The organism is Amycolatopsis sp. NPDC051106, from assembly GCF_040682775.1.
Lineage (GTDB): Bacteria > Actinomycetota > Actinomycetes > Mycobacteriales > Pseudonocardiaceae > Amycolatopsis.
This window is the reverse complement of the sequence record NZ_JBFBBQ010000094.1, coordinates 14,273-35,159: the sequence shown is the minus strand read 5'-3', so window position 1 is coordinate 35,159 and position 20,887 is coordinate 14,273. Positions and strand designations below refer to the sequence as shown.

The window sequence follows — 20,887 nt, the reverse complement described above, 5'->3', positions numbered from 1 at the left end:
TTGTTGTTTTTTTCCCCCCCCCCCCACCTTTGTGGGGTTGGGGTCGTTGCCCCCCCCCCAACGCCACATTGGGGCGCTGGGGACCTGGGTCAGCCGGTCCGGGTGGGCGCTCCCGAGGGTGGTGTTCCCTGGCCACCGCCCGGGATCTGGCCCTGGCCCGCGCCCGCCGCGCCGTCGGTCACCGACGTCGCCGTCGCCGTGTCGCCCGACTCCGTCGCCACCACCGTCACCGTGTCCCCGGTCGCCAGGCCCGTCGCCTGCGCCGACGTGATCGTGTACGTCTTCGAGAACCCGTCGTCGCTCTTCGCGGTCAGCGACGTCGCGCTCAGCTCCGTGACTTCGCCCGTCTGCATGAACTTCGTGACGTAGCCGCCGTTTCCGTCCGAAGACACGTACTCGCCGTGCAGCGCCGAACCCAAAGCGCCCGGACCGCCTTGCATCCCGCCGGGCCCGGCGGCGCTGCCGGTCGACGCCGAAGACGAGGAGGCGGCCCAGATCGCCGCTCCCCCGCCGGCCACGATCGCCACCGCGACGGCGCCCGCCGCGATCTTCTTGCCCGGCGTCCAGCCCGGCCGCGGCGGCGCGCCCGGTGCGGGCGGCGCGCCCCACGTCCGGTCCGGAGTGGACGGTGCCTGCGGTGTGGTCATGTGTTGCTCCTTAACGAGGTGTGCGATCCACGGTGGGGCGGCCGGCTGTGTGCGCACTGTGCCCGCCGTCAGCCGTTCCTGTGACCGGAGGAAGCGGACATCCGCGACCGGCCGGTCACCCCACAGCCGCCTCACAGGCAGCACACAACCCGCACACACGGCCCGGACGGACGCTGTCCCCATGGCCGCGCGAACCGTTGCACCGCACCCCCGCCGGGGGCGCCTTTCGCTGCGCGCGAAGCTGACCGGCTCGATGGTCGTGCTGCTCACCGTGGTGTGCCTGATCGTCGGGGTGGTCAGCGAGCTCGCGCTCGACCTGTTCCTCACCCGGCAGATCGACCAGCAGCTGTCCGCCGCGGCGACGCGCTCGCTCGTCTTCGCGAGCAACGCCCGTCCCCCGGACGCGGGCCCGCCGCCCGACGGCCAGGCGGGCGAACACCCGCTGGGGCAGAACGTCGGCACGGTGAGCGGCACCTTCGACGGGCAGCAGCTCGTCCACGACGACAGCATTTCCGAACACGGCTCGCGCCTGCGGCTGACCGCGGCGCAGCAGGCCGTCATGCTTTCCGTGCCCACCGACGGCCAGCCGCACACCCTGTCCTTCGACGACCTCGGCGAGTACCGCCTGATGGCGCTGCCGGTCGCCGGGACGGCCGCCGTCGTGGTCACCGGCCTGCCGATGAAGCCGGTCACCGACACGCTGCTCACCGTCGGGCTGATCCTGTTCGGCGTCGCCGCGGCGGGGGTGCTCGGCGCGGCCTTCCTCGGCGCGCTCGCGGTCCGCCGGACGCTGCGGCCGCTCGAGCGCGTCGCGGCCACCGCCGGGCGCGTCACCGAGCTCCCCCTCGACCGCGGCCAGGTGGCGCTGTCCATCCGCGTGCCGGAGGCCGACACCGACCCGCGGACCGAGGTCGGCCAGGTGGGCTCGGCGCTGAACCTGATGCTCGGTCACGTCGCGCAGGCCCTGGAAGCGCGTCACGACAGCGAACTGCGCGCCCGCCAGTTCGTCGCGGACGCCAGCCACGAGCTGCGGACGCCGCTGGCCGCCATCCGCGGGTACGCCGAGCTGGCCGCCCGCGGCAGCGCGCTCGTGCCGCCGGACGTCGCGCGTTCGATGAGCCGGATCCAGTCCGAGTCCGTCCGGATGAGCGCGCTCGTCGAGGACCTCCTGCTGCTGGCGCGGCTCGACGCCGGCCGCCCGCTGGACGTGCGCGACCTCGACCTCACCCGGCTGGTCGCCGACGCCGTCGGCGACGCCCGGGTCGCCGGGCGCGAGCACCGGTGGCTGCTGGAACTGCCCCCGGACCCGGTGCTGGTGTTCGGCGACGTCCAGCGGCTGCACCAGGTTCTCGCGAACCTGCTGGCCAACGCGCGCACGCACACCCCGCCCGGCACCACGGTGACGACGTCGCTCGCCCGCACCAAGGACACCCACAGCGCCGTGCTCACGGTGACCGACGACGGGCCCGGCATCGCACCGGACCTGCTGCCGGACGTCTTCGAGCGGTTCGCCCGCGGCGACTCGTCGCGCTCCCGGACCGCCGGCAGCACCGGGCTCGGGCTGGCGATCGCGTGCGCCGTCGTCGTCGCCCACCACGGCACCATCGAGGTGCACAGCCGGCCCGGCCGGACGGAGTTCGCCGTGCGCCTGCCGGTGGCCGTGCCCGCCCAGCGAACGCACCGCATCGGCACGGCCCAGGCCCGGCTGGAAACGGGCAGCTGAGCCCTTTCCGCACAGGGAGCGCACAGCCGCGGCACAACCCGGCCCCAGCTCGGCGCCGGAAGCTGGGGCCATGACCGCACTCGCGTCCCGCGAACCCGCCGTGGCCCCTTCGGAAGGCCCGCACTCCCCCGCCCGTCCGCGCTGGACCCGGCCCGCGCTGGCGGTCCTGCTGCTCGGCACGGCTGTGCTCTACCTGTGGGGCCTGGGCGCTTCCGGCTGGGCCAACGCCTTCTACTCCGCGGCCGCGCAGGCCGGTTCGGAGAGCTGGAAGGCGCTGTTCTTCGGGTCCAGCGACGCGGCGAACGCGATCACCGTGGACAAGACCCCGGCCGCGCTGTGGGTGATGGGCCTCTCGGCGCGGGTGTTCGGCGTCAACGCGTGGAGCGTCCTGGTGCCGCAGGCGCTGATGGGCGTCGGCTCGGTCTGGCTGCTGCACGCGACGGTCAAGCGGACCTCCGGCCCGGCCGCCGGGCTCGTCGCCGGTCTGGTGCTGGCCCTGACACCCGCCGCCGCACTGATGTTCCGGTTCAACAACCCGGACGCGCTGCTCGTGCTGCTGCTGGTCGCGGGGGCCCACTGCGTGGTCCGCGCGCTCGAGAAGGCGAGCCCGCGCTGGCTCGCGCTGGCCGGCGTCGCGATCGGGTTCGGTTTCCTGGCCAAGATGCTGCAGGCATTCCTGGTGCTGCCGGCCTTCGCGGTGGCGTACCTGGTCGCCGCGCCGGTGGCACTCGGCAAGCGCTTGCTGCACCTGCTGGGCGCGCTGGCGGCGACGCTGGCCGCGGCGGGCTGGTACCTCGTGGTCGTCGCGCTCTGGCCGGTGGCCGACCGGCCCTTCATCGGCGGGTCGCAGACGAACTCGTTGTGGGAGCTGGTCTTCGGCTACAACGGCTTCGGCCGGATCACCGGTGACGAGGTCGGCAGCGTCGGCGGCGGTGGTGGCCGCGGGTGGGGTTCGACCGGCCTGACCCGGCTGTTCGGCAGCGAGATGGCGGGCGGGATCGCGTGGCTGATCCCGGCGGCGCTGCTCGCGCTGGGCGCCGGCCTGTGGTTCACGCGCAGGGGCCCGCGCACCGACCGATCGCGGGCGGCGCTGCTGCTGTGGGGCGGCTGGCTGCTGGTGACGGCGCTGGTGTTCAGCTACATGGGCGGGATCATCCACCCGTACTACACGGTCGCGCTGGCGCCGGCGATCGCGGCGCTGGTGGGCACGGCGGCGGTCCAGCTGTGGCGGCTGCGGGCGCGTCCGTCGGCGGCGGGCGTCTTGAGCGGTGGCGTGGCGTTGACGGCCCTGACCGCGTACCTGCTGCTGTCGGACTCGACGTGGCAGCCGTGGCTGGCCCCGACGGTGCTGATCGGCGGGCTGCTGGCGGCGGTGGCGCTGTTCTTCGCGTCCCACCTGACGCGATGGGCGGCTTCGTCGGTCGCGGTCCTCGGGCTGGTCGTCCTGCTGTCCGGCACGGGCGCGTACACGCTGGCGACCGCGGCGACGGCGCACGAAGGCGCGATCCCATCGGCGGGCCCGGCTTCGGGCTTCGGCGGTCGCCCCGGCGGGTTCGGCGGTCCGGGCGGCGGCTTCGGCGGCGGTCGTGGCGGCGGGCCGGGGTCCCTGCTGTCGACGACGCTGCCCGGCGCGTCGCTCACGGCGTTGCTGCGGCAGGACGCGTCCCGCTACACCTGGACGGCGGCGACGGTGCTGTCGAACGCGGCCGCGGGTTACCAGCTGGCGAGCGGTGCTCCGGTGCTGGCAGTCGGCGGTTTCAACGGCACCGACCCGTACCCGACACTGGAGCAGTTCCAGCAGTACGTGGCCGCCGGACGGATCCACTACTTCCTCGGCGACGGCCTGACGATGCAGGGTTCCAGTGGTTCGGACGCGGCCCAGCGGATCGCCGAGTGGGTGGCGTCGACGTACCGGTCGACGACGGTGGACGGCGTGACGGTCTACGACCTCACCGCGGCCGCCTGAGCACCGACGAAAGCAGGGTCAGGGCCGGATGACCTGGTCAACTCCGGGCCGCCTCCGGCACTATGGAAGCAGCCGGAGAACGGAGTCGCTGCAGATGACCGAGCCCCACGTATGGCGGGCCCGATCCGCAGACCTGATCCCGTTCGCCGCAGCCCTCGGCGACGGCGGATTCCTCCTCGACCGGTGGCGACACCTGCGGAAAAGCGGGGCGTGCTGTTCTTCGCGCACCTCGGCCTCCGCCCGGCCGGTTCGGTGTACCTATGGCTGGACGAGGCCGAAGAGCTCCCGATCCAGGAGCACCTCCCCGGGGTCCCGCTGCTCATGCACCTGCAGGTTCACGCCGAACTGCGCAGGCTCCACGTCGGCACGGCGCTCGTCGAGGAAGCGCAAAGACACCTCGTCGAGAGCGGCTTCGATCGGGTCGCATTGGCAGTCCGAACGGACAACCCGATAGCGGCTCAGTTCTACGACAGTCTGGAGTACGAGGACTGGGGCCACGGCACGGTGACTTGCTACGCACAGGAGCGCTTGCCGAACGGACACATCCAGAAAGTGCCGGAACGCTGCTACGTGCTGGTCAAGGACCTGGCGCTGGTCACGCCGGCCCCCCGGGGCGAGCCGAGGGCGATCGGCGCGTCAAGCCGGTATTGACCGGCAGGAGGCCACCAGTTCCAGGGTGGCCAGCGCGCGATCGATGCCCACCCGGCCGCGATGGTCGCGCCGCAGCTCGCGGATGTGCTTGTGCCAGCGTACGCAGTCCTGCTGCCAGGCTTGGAGGTAGCTGACGCACAGCTCCGGACTGATCAGGTGGCTGCGCCCGATCGAAGCCTTGAGCGCCGCGACCATCCTCGCCCGTTGCGCCGGTTCGATACTCGACCCGAGCACCCGCTCGATCGTCGTGCTGATGATCCGGCGCCGTTCGGGCAGGGAATCCGGTTTCGAAGTGCGCCAGCAGGTTCCTGGTGGGACTCGTGCTGCCGCGCGTCACGCGGCGGCCTCGGGCCACTCGTGCAACCGGTTCTCCTCGACGGTCCAGTCGGGGGTCAGGCCCTGCCCACCCACGACAAGCACCCGGCTGATGATGCTGAAGGATTCCACGTCGCCGAACCGCTCCCGCACGTAGCCGGTGTTCCGGTCCAGGAATCGGTTGTCCGTCAGCGCTCTCACGGCGCCCAGCGTGCCTCGACCGTACATACCATTACACACGGTCACCGTGCGCTTTCGGTTGAACGGAGACACGCCCCGGTAGAAGTGCGCGACGTCTTCCAGCAGGTGTCCCTCGTCGTCGAGCTGCGGCTCGATGAGCTCCGACCGGCCGTTCTGCTTGACCCGGAACCCGCCGTGCTCGGCGTCTTCCGCGCGCCCGACCTGCTCGACCGGGAGGTCCACCCGCTCGATCACGTCCTTCGTCACGCTGTTGAAGTCGACACCGCCCAGCAGGACCAGGTGGCTCGTGTAGTCATCGGGCTCGAGCCCCTCGCTGGTGCGGAAGGTGACCGGGTTTCCGGGGTTGCGCGCCCGGATGTGGCCGAACAGCTCGATCAACGCGTCCGGGTCCGCGTACGTGTACAGCGACACGAAGTCGGGACTCTCCGGATCTGCGTAGCTGAGGTGCCGCCGGTACTTCGCCGGCAGCTGGGCGCAGACGATCGTGATCCGGTGCTCCGGGTCGTCGAAGGTCCAGAGGTCCGACACCCCGGTCTCCGCCCGGACGGGCTCGCGGCCTTCCCGCAGCCACAGCAGCTCGTCCAGCAGCTTCTTGCGCTGGTCGCGCTCATCGTCCGTCAGTTCTTCGAGTGGGAGGAGCCGCAGGTACCCGCCCTCCCAGGACCGACGCGTCGCGAAGACCGTCGCGTACGCCTCCAGCCGCCTGACCGGCGGCCGGGTCGGCTTTTCGGCGTTCTCCCACGAGGAGATGAGCGAGACGCTCACGCCGCCGAACGCCTCGGCGAGGTGCGCCTGGGTCAGCCCGGCGTCGGGCCACTGTTCCTCGCGCAGCCCCTTGAGGCGACGGGCGAGCGCCCGCGGCGCGACTGAGGACACGGCTTCGCCACCTTCCAGTGAGAAAATTTCAGAGTTCAGGCCTAGAGTCTGAGTCCGTCACGGCCACCACATTTGACTTGACAATCAACCCGCCTATTTCAGCTGTCCTAGGGTACAGCTCCCCCGTTGAGGTGATATCAGCAAATTTCAGTTCAGTCGACCGTGCTCGAGGTGGGTGAGGACGAGTGCGCCACCGACGATGGCGCTGACCTGCGGGGCTTGCAGTGATACGGCGAGTGCTCGCCAGCTGTCGAGGAGGAGCGCGAAGGCAAGTTCGCCCAAGCGGCGTAGCCAGCGGAGCGGGGTGTCGTACTCCGCACCTCTCTTCACGCCAGTTCCCGTCGCTGCCATAGGGGTCCAACATCACCCGCCCACACTGGCGCAATTTCGATGAGATCATCTCACCCTTCTTGACCTCTTGTTGTTACAATTATTGACACCATACGATATTGATCGACTGCGCCTTCCACTCCGAGGTGCAAGGCCTGCGGGTGGCACTGGCGAAGGAGGGGCGAGGTGACGAGGGACGACGCCGACCGCGCCAACGAAATGTCGGGGATGGCCGGTACAGTGGTCCAGGCCGGATCAATCGCCGGAGGCATTCACCTACATCCGTCGCAACCCGCGGTCCAGTCGCCCCCGCACGAGCTTCCTCCAGACGTGCATGCGTTCACCGACCGCGTCGAGCAACTCGAGCAACTCGACCTGCTCCTCGCCGCTTCCGACCAACCGACGCCGACGGCGGCTGTGGTGATCTCCGCTGTCTCAGGTACGCCCGGTGTGGGGAAAACCGCGTTCGCAATACACTGGGCGCACCAAGTCAGTGACCAGTTTCCCGACGGACAGCTCTACGTGAATCTCCGCGGCTTCGGGCCGCACACGCCAGTTTCAGCCGCGGACGCGCTGGCGGGGTTTCTGCGCTCGTTGGGAGTGCCCAGCGAGGACCTGCCACTGGACGTCGATGAGCGTGCAGCGCGGTTCCGCAGCCTGCTCGCTGGGCGGCGCATGCTGATTGTGCTGGACAACGCGGCCGGCCCCGAACAGGTCAGGCCTCTGCTTCCAGGAACCTCGTCCTGCGTCGTGCTGGTGACGAGTCGCAGTGTGCTGCAGGGGCTGGTGTCCCGAGACGGCGCACGACGTGTCAATCTCGACTTGCTGCCCTCCGCACAGGCGATCGATCTGCTGCGGATGCTGATCGGCACACGGGTGGACGCCGAACCCGACGCCGTGGCGACGCTCGTGCAGGAATGCGGCCGGCTTCCGCTCGCGTTGCGGATCGCAGCTGACTTGGCGGAGATGAACCCGGAGGTGTCGCTCGCCGAACTTGCCAGCGATCTCGAGAACGAGCAGGAGCGGCTAGCGACCCTCGACGCGGGAGACGACCCGATCACGGCGGTGCGAGCGGTCTTCTCCTGGTCTTATCGAAACCTGGTGACCGAGCAGGCGCGAGCATTCCGCCTGCTCGGTCTACATCCCGGGCGCGATTTCGAGCCGGTGAGCGCAGCCACACTCTTGGGTACGACTTCGCTGCGAGCACGGCGGCTACTCGACTCGCTGGCGCGGTCGCACCTGGTCGAGCGCACGCGAACAGGCCGATACCAGATGCACGACTTGATCAGGGTCTACGCCGCCGACCTCGCCAAGAACGAGGAGTCGACAGATGAACAGGAGGCCGTTCGCCGCCGGCTCTTCGACTTCTTCCTCGCCACTGCTTCGGTCGCAATGGACATCCTCTACCCGCAGGAAAGCGATCGTCGCCCCCGCGTTCCCACTGAAGGCAGCGCACCGTTGGCCGACGACACGCAGGCGGTCCATTGGCTGGAGGCCGAGCGAGCCGCGCTCCTGGCAATGGCTGCGCACACATCACACAGCAGTTGGGCCATCTTCACAATCGCCCTGTCCACGATCCTCTACCGGTTCTTTGACAGCCACGGTCATTTCGAGGACGCCGTCACTTTGCACACCGCTGCGGTCGCGGCAGGTCAGGAACGTGACGAGCCAGTCGCAGTCGGCCGCGCCCTGCACAACCTCGGAACCGTGTACCAGCGACTCGGCCGCTACCAAGAAGCCGTTGCTTACCTGGAGCAGTCGCTGGAATCAACGAGGCAAGTCGGTCAGCCGATGGTAGAGGCTTTCGCGCTCAGCGACCTCGGCCTGGTCTTCACGCTTCTCGGGAGTTATGACGACGCCCTCGTACGCCTCTCTGCTGCTTTGCGGCTGTTCGAGCAAGAAGGTGATCGGATCGGGTACGGCCAGGCCCTGAACAACATGGGACTGGTGCTGATCCGGCTGGGCCGGTTCGACGAGGCCGTCGGCCACATCCAGCAGGCTCTGTCAGTGTTCCGCGAGACGAACGACGGGCCTCGGCAGGGATATGCGCTCAATGACGTGGGCACGGCGCTTCAGCGCCTGGGGCGCTTCGGCGAGGCGCACGATTATCACAACGAGGCGTTGACTTTCGCTCGGGAGTCGGGTGATCGTGCGCTAGTGGCCGCGGCGCTCAACGGACTCGGAAACAGCAGTCGGCAGCTTGCGCGAACGGAAATCGTACTCGGTCTCCATGAGGAAGCGCTCAAAATCGCACAGGAAATCGGTGACCGATACGAAGAAGCTCAGGCGTGTGAAGGTGTCGCTTCCTTGCATCAAGGAGACGGAAACGTAGAGCTGGCCCGCGACTACTGGCTGCAGGCTCGAGCCATCTACGCCGACCTTGGGGCGCCAGAGGCTGAAGAGGTCGATCAGCGCGTGCATGAACTCGAGAGTTAGTCGTCGATAAGGAGCAGACATGACAGTGCCCGAGATGGCAATGTGGCTCGACGGCGTACTTTTCGTGGGGTCGCAGCTTGTTATCTCCGGCAGTTGGGTCCACACTTCGGCAGTCTCACCATGTACCGCAGAGATGGCGGGTCTATTGTGATGCCTCGTCCTGGCACTTACAGGGCTACCACCCCTTCGGCACCCTTACCGCTGTTTGATGGCATCATCGTACCGTCAGGGCGTGGCGCAGATGCGCTCCTCCGTGCCACCTGCACTGCGAGGAACGCCGGTGCGACGCTTGTGGTACTTGCCAGCGGTCACACGACCGCGAAGGCGGCCGAACTATCCTTAGGGAAAGACGGTTGCATTGTGCTCGATATGCCGCCGGGCCCGGGAAAGCGCTGCTCCGGGTATTCCGCCATCCGTGCGTCACCACTACCACGGACATCAGTCGGAAGCGTAACTGCGCTCTCGTGCTTGCCCGCCGGCGCAGGTGGCGAACCGTTCTCTTCGTCGATGACGACGTGCAAGCGATCGAGCGACAGGATCTTCGATACGCATCGGACCTATTGACAGGAGCTGACCGTGGCGGAATCCCTCGACGGATGGTCGGCGGGGCATTCGACGAGTTCGGGGACTTTTCGGTGGTAGGACATGCCTGCAGGCGGGATGCCACCGGCAAGGTATCTTACGTGGGGGGGCGGGGCAATGGCGATCACCTGTGACGCACAATCGCCACTCTTTCCGCCGGTCAACAACGAAGATTTGCTGGTGGACCTGACTAGGCTCTCTGAAGACCCCACATCGGCCCATGTGACGGGAACGCTCGAACAGGACACCTATGCGCATTTCGCCAATTCCACCCGCGCATCAGCCCAAGAGTTCGGCGAGGTCTTGACGAAGGGATATGGACCACAGCCCGATCTGACTGAGCTCCATGCTCCGCTGTACTGGAAATCGGTGCTCCAGGATCGGCGCAGGTTGGTGCGGGAAGCTGCAGCCGACCTGGAGCACCGGGAAGTGACCGAAGGCGAGCTCGCGATGCAGGTCGTTCTCGCCACGCACGGACCCGACTGGCCGGAACTTCTTGCCGGCTTCGTCGGCGACTGGGCTCACGACAGGTTAGCGTGGCAGAATTATTTGAGCTCTTTACAGAGCCTTAGTCGAACTGTCGAAGAAACACTTCGACCGGACAGGAAGTGATGTGTTCGATGCCCGAGCCGGTACTCATCTCCATCGCGGCCGCATTGGCCAGTCGATCCGTGATCAGTCTATACAAACTGGTGAAGAAGAAATTCTCGGACGATCCCGAAGCAACAGCCGTTCTCGAAGCCGCGGAAGGCGTAGCCGAAGACACGCCGGCAATTAAGAAATTGCGAGATAAAATATCTGAAGCGCAATCCAAAGATCCCGAGTTCGCCAAAGAGTTACACAATGAATGGGAACGAGTTCGGGTGGAGAACCAGGCCGAAACGGGCGGCGTCGTAAATTCTGTGACCGGCAGCGTCTCGGGCAACGTCGTACAAGCCCGCGAGATCCAGGGAGGAATCTCCTTCTGAGGACGATGACGTCATCTCATTGAGACTGGGCCAGTGGGCGGGTGGCGCTGAACCCGCGTGTCGGCAACAGGAGGGAAACACGCTCGCCAAGTGATCTTCGTCCGAAGGACCCACATGATCGCCTATCGTGCCGTACTCGACGCGCCGCGTGCACCGGCTCGGTACTTCAGCCGACTCCTGAACACTGGGCGCCTCGGGCGGGCACCCGAAGTGGCGGCCACGCGGGGAACCGCTTTCTGCAGACAGTTTCGGTTCACGCTGGCTCCGGGACCAGAACGTGGTGGCACCGGAGCGGGACTGCGGCGTCGCCGCGCGATCGCTTCCCCTTCTGGACGAGGTCATCGAGGTGCTCTGCGCTCCAGCCCCAGACCTGCACGGCACAGTGCAGCGCGCCAAAGACGGTGGTCTGGCCCACCTGATCCTCGACGGCAAGTATTTCCTTGTCATCGACTCGACGAGCAGATCGACGCTTGATACTCCGGCGATCCTCGCGAACAGGGTGGCAACGTCCTGCGGGCAACTGAGAGTTACTGAACTTCAGTTCACATCGGAAGGCGCGCGTTCGCCATCGAGAATTCGACAGGAAGCTCCGCATCCCGTCCTCCAGATACAACGCTGAAGCGCACCACCGTTCTCCCGCGCTCGCCGATTTTTGAGACGCACAGCCGAAACGCACCGACTCGCTCACACTCGCCGCCTCGCAAGTGATCCACCGCGTGCTCGGAGGTACCGGGAACCGAGCCGGAACGAAAGCCCAACGGACTGTGGGCTGGCGGTCACCGCGCACGTACGCATCGTCCGCCGGACGCCGGGCTGGGAGAAGGTCGTCGTCGGAATGCGCGCCATGGGACGTCGCGAGCTGACTGCGATCGACGCGCAGTCTCCCTCGGTGACCATAAAAGCACTCGACGGTCACCGAGGGTTCCAGCGGTCCCTGATGAGCGCTTCGGCACGGTTCCGATCCGCAGTAGGCAGCGGCTGTACCTCGAGAAGGACGTGGCCCCGACCACGAGCGCCCCCGCCCCGTCGAATCTGCGATGACCGTGACAGTTTCCCGCAATTCTTGGGCGCGCGACGTGCGTTCGGCGGCGCCAGGGCGTGATCAGCACCGGCAGAAGACAGGTGACGATCCACCGCCTGGCCGAACTTCGACGATTGGCGAGCTGAATCCCGCCTTCTGTGTCAGCTGACACAGACCGCGCGGCGAGCCGGAGGTTTCCTGGATCCACGGGCAGAGGAGGGCATTCATGGACCCCTACACCACCGCACCGCGCCAGAGCCGCTGGCGCCGGGGCGTCTACGCGGCCGGGCTGGTCATTCCGTTCACCGCCACGCAGGTCTGGGCGCTGCTGGTGCTGCTTCGGCTGGCACCCCTCGACGGTCTCGTCGGCCAGGCCTTCGTGCTGGTCCTGCTGGGCTCGGTCGTCGCGATCTGGGCGGGGTGGCGCTGGACCTGGCAGCTCGGCCGGGACCGCGACCTCCGGCCCGAGCCCGCCCCGAAGACCCGGATCCCGACATGACGCCCGGGCTGGCGGTCGTCGCGGCCCTCGTGCTCGGCATCGCCGCCGGACGTCTCTCGCTCCACCTCGGCGGCCTTCTGCGCCGCCGGCTGACCGGAAGGAACACGGAAATGACCAGCAGGCAAGCGTCGTTCCCGGCACGGCTCTACCACTGGCGGTGGGAGATCCTGGCGGTGACGCTGCTCCCCTACCTCGTGGTGACGTTCGCCCTGTGGGCCGGCCCGCTGTGGACGTCGGCGGCTCTCGTCGCGGCGCTGGGGTGGTGCCTGCTGCGGCGCCGCCAGGTGCGGACCCGGATCCAGGCGGTCCGGCTGCAGCACCGCCTGCGCGCGGCGTTCCCGCTGCTGCGCCTGCCCGGGGGCCGCCTCCCGGCGATCCTGTGGTCCCGCCCCCGCGGCGGCGACGTCGTGGTGTCGCTGTTCGGCCGCGAGGCGTTCGAGCACCTGCACCGCAACCGCGCGGTCCTCGCGGCGGCGTGCGCGGTCCCGGAGGTGTACGTCGACCGCCACCCGAGGTACGCGAGCCTCGTGACGCTGACGATCAGCCCGACCGAGGCCCCGCGGGAGCGGGCGGTCCTGCCCAGCAACGTGGTGCCGCTGCGGGCGCACAGCTAGATCCCAGCACCTCTAGATCCCCAGCACCTCGGTGACCAAAGTGGACAGTTCACCGCCGTGCCAGGAACTGGCCGAGAACCGCTCCTGGGCGATCCCCTGCCAAGGAGCGGTTCCGGCGATCAGCTGCTCGTCGGCGGTGAGCGTCCCGATCTCCTGTGCCGCGACGCCTTCCGCGTACAGCGTCTTCTCGACCAGACCGGCGTCTTCGGCCACCACGACCAGACCCCAGTCACCCCAGGTCTGGGCGAGGTCGAACGCCGGCACCCCGCACTGCGCGGCCACTTCGGCCACGGGCCCGTCGAGCGTGAACTCGCCGGTGAGCACCGCGCCGAGACCGTTCGCTTCGCACAGCGTGCGGACCGTGGCGAACAGGCCGTCGGAGACGTCCATCGCCACCCGCGCGTGCCCGGCTTCGGCCAGCAACTGGCCCGCCTTCAGCTGGGCCATCGGGCGGCAAGCGCGCCGCCAGATCTCGTTCCGAGTCTGGGCCGAGACCTGCGCCCGCCCGGTTTCCAGCAGCGCCGCGGCCCAGAGGTAGCCGGGGGAGCCGACCAGCAGAAGGCGATCCCCGGCCTTAGCGCCGGACCGCCGCAGCCTGCTTCCCGGAGCACACCGCCCGATGGCCGTCGCGGTCAGCTGGACGGCGCCGTCCCGGATGTCCCCGCCCGCGACCTTCGTGCCGTGGGCGGCGCAGCAGTCGTCGACGCCGTCGAGCAGCCGCTCGAACGCCCGCACGGTCGTCGTCTTGGGCAGCGTGTAGTTGACGACGAGCCCCAGCGGTTCGGCCCCGGCCGCGGCCAGGTCGGACAGGTTGATCGTGGCCAGCAGCCAGCCCGCGTTGTAGAGGTCCGGCTCGCGCAGAAGGTCGACGACGGGCGTGGGGCAGCTGTCGGTCGTCGCGACGAGCTCGCTCGGCCTGTTCACCGTCGCCAGGAACGCGCTGTCGTCGCCGAAGCCTTCGGTGCCGCCGTAGCGGGGCCGCAGTACTTCCCGCTGAATCCGTTGCTCACCCAGGTCGCCGAGGCAAAGCTCAGTGCTGCCGGACATGATCCGCCAATCGGGACGCGACGACCGCGTGGTCGCTCGAGTAGTTGTGCGGCATGGCGCCGTAGGGCCGCTCGCTCCCGGCCGAAGCGAACAGCATCAAGTTGCAGATCCGGGCGCCCGGGTACACCAGCACCGGGTGCCGGAGGTGGTTCACGATCTCCAACGTCAGCACGGCGCCGGTGTCCTGGCCGAAGCCTGGGCTGACCTGCCCGCACAGGACCACGCTGATCCCGAGCCGCGCGTAGTCGCTGATGCCGTCGACGAGACCGGCCAGGTTTTCGGAAAGCCCGATCTTCTCCAGCGTCGGGGCGAGCATGACTTCACCGGGTTCGACGGCCAGCCGGCCGCTCGCGTCCGGTTCCTTCGGGACCAGCTCGGGGTGGGTCGAGCGGTCCGCGACGTCGACCGGCCCGTGCGTCACGAGGCTGAACGCTTCGTGCCCGAGCCGCAGGCTGAGCGCCGCCGGGCGCACCAGCTCCGCGTCGAACGGGTCGACCCGCAGCTCGCCGGTCGCGTAGGCCCGCCGGATGTCCCGGTCGGTCAGCACGCCGTGCTGGTCCCGCTTCACGACAGTCATGATGCGACCCCGCTGTCCAGGGTCGCCAGTACCGCGGTCGCGAGCTCGTCGAAGTCCGCTTCGGTGAGATCGAAGTTCGGCTGGTCGTCGCTTTCCCCGGGCTCGCAGTAGACGACCGTCGTGGGCGTCCGGCGTGGCCCCTGGACCACGACCGTCGCGGTGAGCCCGGCGTCGATGGGCCGCACGGTGTGGACGACCGAGGTGTCGCACGTGTAGACGTCACCGCCCTGGACGTGCGGCACCGCGCGGCGTTTGAGCCGCACTTCACCGTCGGCGACCAGGGCGGCCGGATTCGCGGGGTCAGCGCCGTAGCGGAACCGCCGGAAGGACTTGCCGCCCTCGGCGGTCTCGGCGAAGTCGACCATGTGCATGCCGGTGCCGGCCAGGACGTGGGACGCGAACTCCCAGCGGTGGCTGTGCGGATTCGATTCGCCGCGGGAAACGGTTTCGCTTTCCGGCCAGACGTGGAGGCGGACGCGGAACTCGGGCTCGACTCCCGTGTGGAGGACGATCTTCGCGAAACCATTGGGGTGCCAGTACGAACGTTTCGCGATCTCGGCGACGGCCGAAGTGTCGGCGGCCAGGTCACGCAGCCACTCCGCGAACTCGCCGCGGTGCGCGCGGATGTGCTCCGCCGTCGCTCGCAGCTGGTCCAGACCGGGCCGGGAACCGTTGCCGTGCAAAGCTTCCGCGAGGTGCCGCGGGAACGGGTGGTCGCCGTTGACCACCAGAGGTGTCGTGCTCATCGTGCGGATCTCATTCTACGGCTGAAGGGGGAAGGAGTGCCGATGCCGGGAAAGCCAGCGCGGCGGAGCGCAGCGCGGTCACGGCGTCCAGCGTCATCCAGATGGGAAGGTCACCGCTGCCCCACGCCCACAGGCCACGCCCGGGTTCATAGCGCTCCCACAGGGAATTGAGCACGCGGCTCAGCCTGGCCACGGGCACTTGTGGCGCCTCGGCCAACGCCTGGAGAACCCAGGCGGACGTGAAGTGCTTGATCGTGACCCGCACGTCCGGCCGGCCTTCCGGCTGGGGCAGTGCGAGGTCTTCCGACACGCCGTCGTCCGGGTGGATCCGCTCGACGAGCCATCGGGTGCCGGCCTCGACGGCGTCGGTGACTTCGTCGCTGCCGTGTCCGGAGCGCAACAGCTCGCGCAGAGCCACCACCGCACGCGCGGTGTGGGCGGTGGACGGCTCCGGCGAGACCAGCCCTTCTTCCTTTTTCTCGCCCCAGAGCGGGACGCCGTCGAAGTCGAGCCGGGCCGCGAGGAGGTCGTCCGTCAGGCGCCGGGTCAGGGGGGCGTCCGGCGCGAGCCGGACCGAAGTGCGCAGGGCGGCGGAGAGCAGGAACGGCCGCGTCCGGCTGCGGTCGTCGAGCGAACGCTCGAGGTGGGTCAGGCCTTCGTCCGCCGAGAGGATGGTGCTGGCCTGGAACAAGGCACCCACGACCGCCGCCGTGACCTCGGGCCGGCGGCCCGCCGACCGGCCCTGCCAGCCGAGGTCGGAACGCTTCGCGTAGAGGTCCTCGACGACCGCATGTAGGTCGATGTAGGTCTCGCCTACCACGACCATCGCCGAGATCCCGTAGGCGGTGGCGAGCGTCGTGTGCGCGCCCCGCTTCTGGAGGTTGTGCCGCCAGCCGACCGCGCGGCCGTTCGCGTCGCGGATCAGCTCCTCGGCGAGGCTCGTCCCGGCCCGTCGGAACACCTCGAGCAGGGACCCGCCGGTGGACAGGACCCCACCGGTGGCCGCCGTCGGTGTGCGGGCCGCTTCGGCCATCTCCACCAGGGCGTTCGCCGCGCGGAAGTGATCGTCGAGCAGCCGGGCGTTCTCGGCCGATGGCAGGTAGCGCCCGGTCTCCCACTGGGTCAGGTTCGCGCGGCTCACCCCGACGATCCGGGCGACGTCCGCCTGCGTCTGCCCGGCCGCCTTGCGCAGCCGGCGCAGCTCGGCGCCCACGTTCTCGGCCGTTATCACATCAGAACCTATCGGCCGCGTCGTGGTCGTAGAATGTAGGTAGGCACTTGCCACCAGTCTTACCTACCTGAGTAGGTAAGAGTAGGAGGTGACAAAATGTGGACACAGAGCGCACTCTATCCCACCGGCGACTCTTTGTTGGTGCGGACTGGGGTCGACTCGCCCGAACGGGTTGAAACCCCTGCTCGCGGCCCCCCTGTTCGCCGTAGTGGACGCGACCACGCGCAGCTGGGGCACTACGCAAAGTGCCCGGCGGTTTCCCCGAGCCGCCCGTGGGCGCCCTTGCCGGGCCGCCCGTCCGAGTCCGTGCGGTGTTTACGGGGGTGTCACGATGCAAGACCACAACCTACCTACGTCCCGCCCACGCGGTTGGTTCGACCGGATGCTGTACCGCGTCGGCGAGTGGCTGTTCGCCGCCGACGAAGACGCCCGCGCGACCGAGCGCGGCTGGGAGGTCCGGCGCGGGGCTCGAGGCACCCGCGTCTACCGCGATCCCCGCTGGAACACCGTGCACGCCTGCGTTTCCTGCGGCGGCCACGGGCTCATCCCCACCAACGGCGTGGCCTGCCCGGCTTGCGCCGGCACCGGAGTCATCCGCTCGGCGCCCGCGGTCGCGGCCGCCGAAGGAGGGAAAGGAGCACGGTCATGACCCGCGACGACCACGCCACCGAACTGGCCCGGCAGCTGACGCACGTCAAGCGGCCCAACCCGGTCCTGTGGCTCTACCACTGGCGTTACGAGATCCTCGCCGTGACGCTCCTGCCCTACGCCTTGGTCACCCTCTTCCTCGCGCTGGGCCTGGTCTGGTCCCTGGTCGCCCTGGCGGCGGCGTTCAACTGGGTCTTCTACTGGCGCGCGGCCCGCCGTCACGTGCGCGGCCGGCTGCGCGCGATCGTCGTGCAGCACCGGTTGCGCACGGGCTTCGCGGGCGCGCGGATCTGCACGGTGGACGGCCGACGGCCGGCGATCCTGTGGACCCGCCCGGTCGACGGCGACGTCGTGGTCAAGCTGTTCTGCCCGGCGGGCATCGGGTTCGAGCAGATCCACGCGGGCCGCGCGGTGCTGGCGGCGGCGTGCTTCGCGGCGGAGGTGTACGTCGACCGCCACCCGAAGTACGCGGCGCTGATCACGCTGACCATCTGCACCAGGGCGGCCCGGCGTGAGCCCGGTCGTGCCGTGTCGCCCGGTGAGGTCGTGCCGCTGCGGGCGCACAGCTGAGTTCCGCGCCCGGCGTCCACCTGGTGGGCGCCGGGTGCGGCGCACAGCTACCGCACAGGGCGATCACACCGTCGCCAAAGCGGGACCCGCGACCGTGTGAGGCATGACAGCCACCGCCTCCGCGTCGCGGCCCGGGACCGTCCCGGTCGATCTGGCCGGCCCGCAGCCCGTCCTCGACGTCGTCATCCCGGTCTACAACGAAGAGGCCGACCTCGAACCGTGCATCCGCCGGCTGCACGCGCACCTGGCCGAACACGTTTCCTACGCCTACCGGATCACGATCGCCGACAACGCGAGCACCGATGCGACCCTGCGGGTGGCCGAAAGACTCGCCCGGGAGTTCCCCGAGGTGGCCGTCCACCACCTCGACGAAAAGGGCCGCGGCCGCGCGCTCAACGCCGTCTGGCGGGCCTCCGACGCCGCCGTCCTCGCCTACATGGACGTCGACCTCTCCACCGATCTCGCCGCGCTCGGGCCGCTCGTCGCTCCCCTTCTCTCCGGGCACTCCGATCTCGCCATCGGCAGCAGGCTCGCCCGGGGGGCGCGAGTCGTGCGGGGGCCGAAGCGCGAGTTCATCTCCCGCGCCTACAACCTGATCCTGCGCTCGACGCTCGCCGCGAAGTTCAGCGACGCGCAGTGCGGCTTCAAGGCCATCCGCGCCGACGTCGCGCGTGAGCTGCTGCCGCACGTCGAGGACACCGGGTGGTTCTTCGACACCGAGCTGCTCGTGCTCGCGCAGCGCGCCGGGCTGCGGATCCACGAGGTGCCGGTCGACTGGGTCGACGACCCGAACTCGTCGGTCAACATCGTCAAGACCGCCACCGCGGACCTCAAGGGCATCGCCCGCGTCACGAAGGCCACCTTCACCGGCGAGATCCCGATCAGCCGCCTGCGCGAGCAGCTCGGCCGGCAGCCGATCGGCGTCGAAGCGCCCGGCGTGCCGCCGCGGCTGGTGACGCAGCTCGTGCGGTTCGCCGCGATCGGCGTCAGCAGCACCCTCGCCTACCTCGTGCTGTTCCTGCTCCTGCGGACGGCCGTCGGCGCGCAGCCGGCGAACTTCGCCGCGCTCCTGGTGACGGCGATCGGGAACACCGCGCTGAACCGGCGGCTCACCTTCGGCATCCGCGGGCGCACCGGCGCCGGGCGCCACCAGTTCGAAGGGCTGATCGTGTTCGGCCTCGGGCTCGCCCTGACGAGCGGATCGCTGGCCCTGCTCAACGGATCCACCACCCCCGGCCTGGTCCTGGAGATCACCGTGCTCGTGCTGGCGAACCTCGCCGCGACGGTGCTCCGGTTCCTGCTCCTGCGCGGCTGGGTGTTCAACCCGCGCCGCCAGGCTACCCAGAAGGAGTACTGATGACCGCCGTCCTGTCCGGCCCCGTGACGCAGGAACCGCGTCACCGCAAGGGATCCGTGGCACACGCGCCGCCGCGCTGGGTCCGCCCGTCGGTGTTCGGGCTGCTGGCCGCGACCGCCGTGCTGTACTTCTGGAACCTCACCGCGTCCGGCTACGGCAACTCGTTCTACGCCGCCGCCGTGCAGTCCGGGACGCAGGACTGGAAGGCGTGGCTGTTCGGGTCGCTCGACTCGGGCAACGTGCTGACCGTCGACAAGCCGCCCGCGGCGTTGTGGGCCGGCACGCTCTTCGCGCGGATCTTCGGGTTCTCCAGCTTCACCGTGCTGGCCCCGCAGGCGCTGATGGGCGTGGCGTCCGTCGGCATCCTTTACCTGACGGTGAAACGGACTTCGGGCCCGATCGCCGGGCTCCTGGCCGGCGCGGTGCTGGCCGTGACACCGGTCGCGGCGCTGATGTTCCGGTTCAACAACCCGGACGCGCTGCTCGTGCTGCTCATGGTCGCGGGCGCCTACTTCGTCGTGCGCGCCACGGAAAAGGCGAGCCCCGGCTGGCTCGCGCTGGCCGGCGCGGCGATCGGTTTCGGCTTCCTGACGAAGATGATGCAGGCGTTCCTGGTGCTGCCGGCGTTCGGGCTGGGGTACCTGATCGCGGCCCCGACGTCGATCGGCAAGCGGCTGCTGCACCTCGGCGGCGCGGTGGTCGCACTGGTCGTCTCGGCGGGCTGGTACATCGCGCTGGTCGACCTCTGGCCGACGGCGTCACGGCCCTACATCGGCGGGTCCGAAGGGGACAGCCTGCTCGAGCTCGCCTTGGGCTACAACGGGCTGTCGCGGATCTTCGGTGGCGGCGAAGGTGGCGGCCCCGGCGGCGGAATGGGCGGTGGGAACACCGGCTTCGGTGGCGCCGCGGGTCTCTTCCGGATGTTCGGGTCGAGCTTCGGCACGGAGATCTCGTGGCTGCTGCCCGCCGCGCTGATCGGCCTGGTCGCCGGGCTGTGGTTCACCCGCCGCGCGCCGCGGACCGACCGGACGCGCCTGGCGCTGGTCCTGTGGGGCGGCTGGCTGGTCGTGACGGCCGTGGTGTTCAGCTACATGAGCGGCATCGTGCACCCGTACTACTCGGTCGCGCTCGCCCCGGCGATCGCCGCGGTGGTCGCGATCTCGGGCCGCGCGTTGTGGCAGGGCCGGGCCAACCTCGGTCCGCGCGCCACGCTGGCCGGGATGGTCGTGGCGACGGCGGTGTGGTCGTTCATCCTGCTCGACCGGACGCCGGACTGGTTCCCGGCGCTGCGCTGGACCGTGGCGGTGCTCGGCATCCTCGCCGGAACCGTGCTGGTGATGGGCGTGCCCACCGTCCGCAAGGCGGCCACGATCGTGGCGGCGGCCGTGGTCCTGACCCTGGGTGTCTCCACCGCCGCCTACGGCGTCGAGACGGCGTCGGTGGCGCACAGCGGCTCGATCCCGACCTCGGGACCGACGTCGAGCGCGATGGGCGGCGGCATGGGCGGCTCCGGCGAAGACGCATCTTCGAGCGCGGTCGGCGAGCTGCTGGCCAAGACGACGACGAAGTGGGCCGCGGCGACGACGGGCTCGCAGAGCGCGGCGTCCCTCGAACTGGCCAGTGGCAAGGCGGTGATCGGCATCGGCGGCTGGAGCGGCTCCGACCCGGCCCCGACGCTGGACGAGTTCAAGGCCTACGTCGCGGCCGGTGAGATCGAGTACTACATCGACGGTGGCCGCGGCGGCGGCCCGGGCGGCGGCTCTTCGGAGATCACCGCGTGGGTGACGGCGAACTTCACCGCCACCACGGTCGACGGCCAGACGGTCTACGACCTGCAGAGCTGAACCGGAGGGCCCGGGCTTCTCAGGAGCCCGGGCCCTCC

20 protein-coding genes are annotated in these 20,887 nt (G+C 69.4%); 13 read left to right on the top strand and 7 right to left on the bottom strand.

The annotated features are described in order from the left end of the window. Positions 1-89: 89 nt before the first annotated feature. Positions 90-647: a hypothetical protein gene (locus tag AB0M83_RS40495; protein WP_364525809.1), complete on the bottom strand. Its 558-nt coding sequence runs from the start codon at positions 645-647 to the stop codon at positions 90-92. A 181-nt stretch (positions 648-828) separates the two neighbouring features. Here AB0M83_RS40495 and AB0M83_RS40490 point away from each other — a divergent pair, with 181 nt between their 5' ends. The 3 genes from AB0M83_RS40490 to AB0M83_RS40480 all read left to right on the top strand — a co-directional run bounded on the left by AB0M83_RS40490 (position 829) and on the right by AB0M83_RS40480 (position 4,987). After that, the gene (locus tag AB0M83_RS40490; protein ID WP_364525807.1) at positions 829-2,370 is read left to right on the top strand and encodes an ATP-binding protein; all 1,542 of its coding nucleotides are present in this window, start codon (positions 829-831) and stop codon (positions 2,368-2,370) included. 70 nt (positions 2,371-2,440) lie between these two features. After that, a complete protein-coding gene (locus AB0M83_RS40485; protein WP_364525805.1) occupies positions 2,441-4,336 on the top strand; it encodes a glycosyltransferase family 39 protein in 1,896 nt (631 codons plus the stop codon). Positions 4,337-4,519: 183 nt separating this feature from the next. Then, entirely contained in the window at positions 4,520-4,987 is a 468-nt protein-coding gene (locus AB0M83_RS40480) for a GNAT family N-acetyltransferase (RefSeq protein ID WP_364525803.1), read from the top strand. On the opposite strand, the gene AB0M83_RS40475 is transcribed toward AB0M83_RS40480, so the two are convergent. Further along, the gene (locus tag AB0M83_RS40475; RefSeq protein WP_364525801.1) at positions 4,973-5,182 is read right to left on the bottom strand and encodes a hypothetical protein; all 210 of its coding nucleotides are present in this window, start codon (positions 5,180-5,182) and stop codon (positions 4,973-4,975) included. The two genes, AB0M83_RS40480 and AB0M83_RS40475, sit on opposite strands and share 15 nt — an antisense overlap. 138 nt (positions 5,183-5,320) lie before the next feature. Then, positions 5,321-6,379 carry a helix-turn-helix transcriptional regulator gene (locus AB0M83_RS40470; protein ID WP_364525799.1) on the bottom strand — a complete coding sequence of 353 codons (1,059 nt, stop codon included), beginning with the start codon at positions 6,377-6,379 and terminating at the stop codon, positions 5,321-5,323. 516 nt (positions 6,380-6,895) lie between these two features. Between AB0M83_RS40470 and AB0M83_RS40465 the strand changes: the two genes are divergently transcribed. The 6 genes from AB0M83_RS40465 (at position 6,896) to AB0M83_RS40440 (ending at position 12,829) form a co-directional block, all read left to right on the top strand. After that, on the top strand, positions 6,896-9,145 hold the full coding sequence (locus AB0M83_RS40465; RefSeq protein WP_364525797.1) for a tetratricopeptide repeat protein: 2,250 nt from the start codon (positions 6,896-6,898) through the stop codon (positions 9,143-9,145). Between the two features lie 699 nt (positions 9,146-9,844). Further along, entirely contained in the window at positions 9,845-10,339 is a 495-nt protein-coding gene (locus tag AB0M83_RS40460; protein ID WP_364525795.1) for a hypothetical protein, read from the top strand. Positions 10,340-10,347: 8 nt separating this feature from the next. Then, positions 10,348-10,695, top strand: a complete 348-nt coding sequence (locus AB0M83_RS40455; RefSeq protein ID WP_364525794.1) for a hypothetical protein — start codon at positions 10,348-10,350, stop codon at positions 10,693-10,695. A 277-nt stretch (positions 10,696-10,972) separates the two neighbouring features. After that, a complete protein-coding gene (locus AB0M83_RS40450) occupies positions 10,973-11,314 on the top strand; it encodes a hypothetical protein (protein ID WP_364525792.1) in 342 nt (113 codons plus the stop codon). Positions 11,315-11,942: 628 nt separating this feature from the next. Then, positions 11,943-12,215 carry a hypothetical protein gene (locus AB0M83_RS40445; protein WP_364525790.1) on the top strand — a complete coding sequence of 91 codons (273 nt, stop codon included), beginning with the start codon at positions 11,943-11,945 and terminating at the stop codon, positions 12,213-12,215. Further along, positions 12,212-12,829, top strand: a complete 618-nt coding sequence (locus AB0M83_RS40440) for a hypothetical protein (protein WP_364525788.1) — start codon at positions 12,212-12,214, stop codon at positions 12,827-12,829. Before AB0M83_RS40445 ends, AB0M83_RS40440 begins: the two co-directional genes overlap by 4 nt. A 12-nt stretch (positions 12,830-12,841) precedes the next feature. Here the strand turns inward: AB0M83_RS40440 and AB0M83_RS40435 are convergent, their stop codons facing one another. The 4 genes from AB0M83_RS40435 to AB0M83_RS40420 are packed head-to-tail and all read right to left on the bottom strand — an operon-like array spanning position 12,842 to position 16,427. Continuing rightward, positions 12,842-13,876: a thiamine-phosphate kinase gene (locus tag AB0M83_RS40435; protein WP_364525786.1), complete on the bottom strand. Its 1,035-nt coding sequence runs from the start codon at positions 13,874-13,876 to the stop codon at positions 12,842-12,844. Further along, positions 13,860-14,453 carry a dCTP deaminase gene (gene dcd, locus AB0M83_RS40430; RefSeq protein ID WP_364525784.1) on the bottom strand — a complete coding sequence of 198 codons (594 nt, stop codon included), beginning with the start codon at positions 14,451-14,453 and terminating at the stop codon, positions 13,860-13,862. The genes AB0M83_RS40435 and dcd overlap by 17 nt, the downstream gene beginning before the upstream one ends. After that, the gene (locus AB0M83_RS40425; protein ID WP_364525782.1) at positions 14,450-15,199 is read right to left on the bottom strand and encodes a hypothetical protein; all 750 of its coding nucleotides are present in this window, start codon (positions 15,197-15,199) and stop codon (positions 14,450-14,452) included. Before AB0M83_RS40425 ends, dcd begins: the two co-directional genes overlap by 4 nt. Positions 15,200-15,209: 10 nt before the next feature. After that, positions 15,210-16,427 (bottom strand): helix-turn-helix domain-containing protein, encoded by a 1,218-nt coding sequence (locus AB0M83_RS40420; RefSeq protein ID WP_364525811.1) that lies wholly within the window; start codon positions 16,425-16,427, stop codon positions 15,210-15,212. A 385-nt stretch (positions 16,428-16,812) separates the two neighbouring features. On the opposite strand from AB0M83_RS40420, the gene AB0M83_RS40415 reads away from it, so the two are divergent. The 4 genes from AB0M83_RS40415 (at position 16,813) to AB0M83_RS40400 (ending at position 20,849) form a co-directional block, all read left to right on the top strand. After that, entirely contained in the window at positions 16,813-17,079 is a 267-nt protein-coding gene (locus AB0M83_RS40415) for a hypothetical protein (protein WP_364525780.1), read from the top strand. Next, on the top strand, positions 17,076-17,648 hold the full coding sequence (locus AB0M83_RS40410) for a hypothetical protein (protein WP_364525778.1): 573 nt from the start codon (positions 17,076-17,078) through the stop codon (positions 17,646-17,648). The genes AB0M83_RS40415 and AB0M83_RS40410 overlap by 4 nt, the downstream gene beginning before the upstream one ends. A 103-nt stretch (positions 17,649-17,751) precedes the next feature. Continuing rightward, positions 17,752-19,005 (top strand): bifunctional glycosyltransferase family 2/GtrA family protein, encoded by a 1,254-nt coding sequence (locus AB0M83_RS40405; RefSeq protein ID WP_364525776.1) that lies wholly within the window; start codon positions 17,752-17,754, stop codon positions 19,003-19,005. Continuing rightward, positions 19,005-20,849 (top strand): glycosyltransferase family 39 protein, encoded by a 1,845-nt coding sequence (locus tag AB0M83_RS40400; protein WP_364525774.1) that lies wholly within the window; start codon positions 19,005-19,007, stop codon positions 20,847-20,849. The genes AB0M83_RS40405 and AB0M83_RS40400 overlap by 1 nt, the downstream gene beginning before the upstream one ends. The last annotated feature ends 38 nt before the right edge of the window (positions 20,850-20,887 follow it).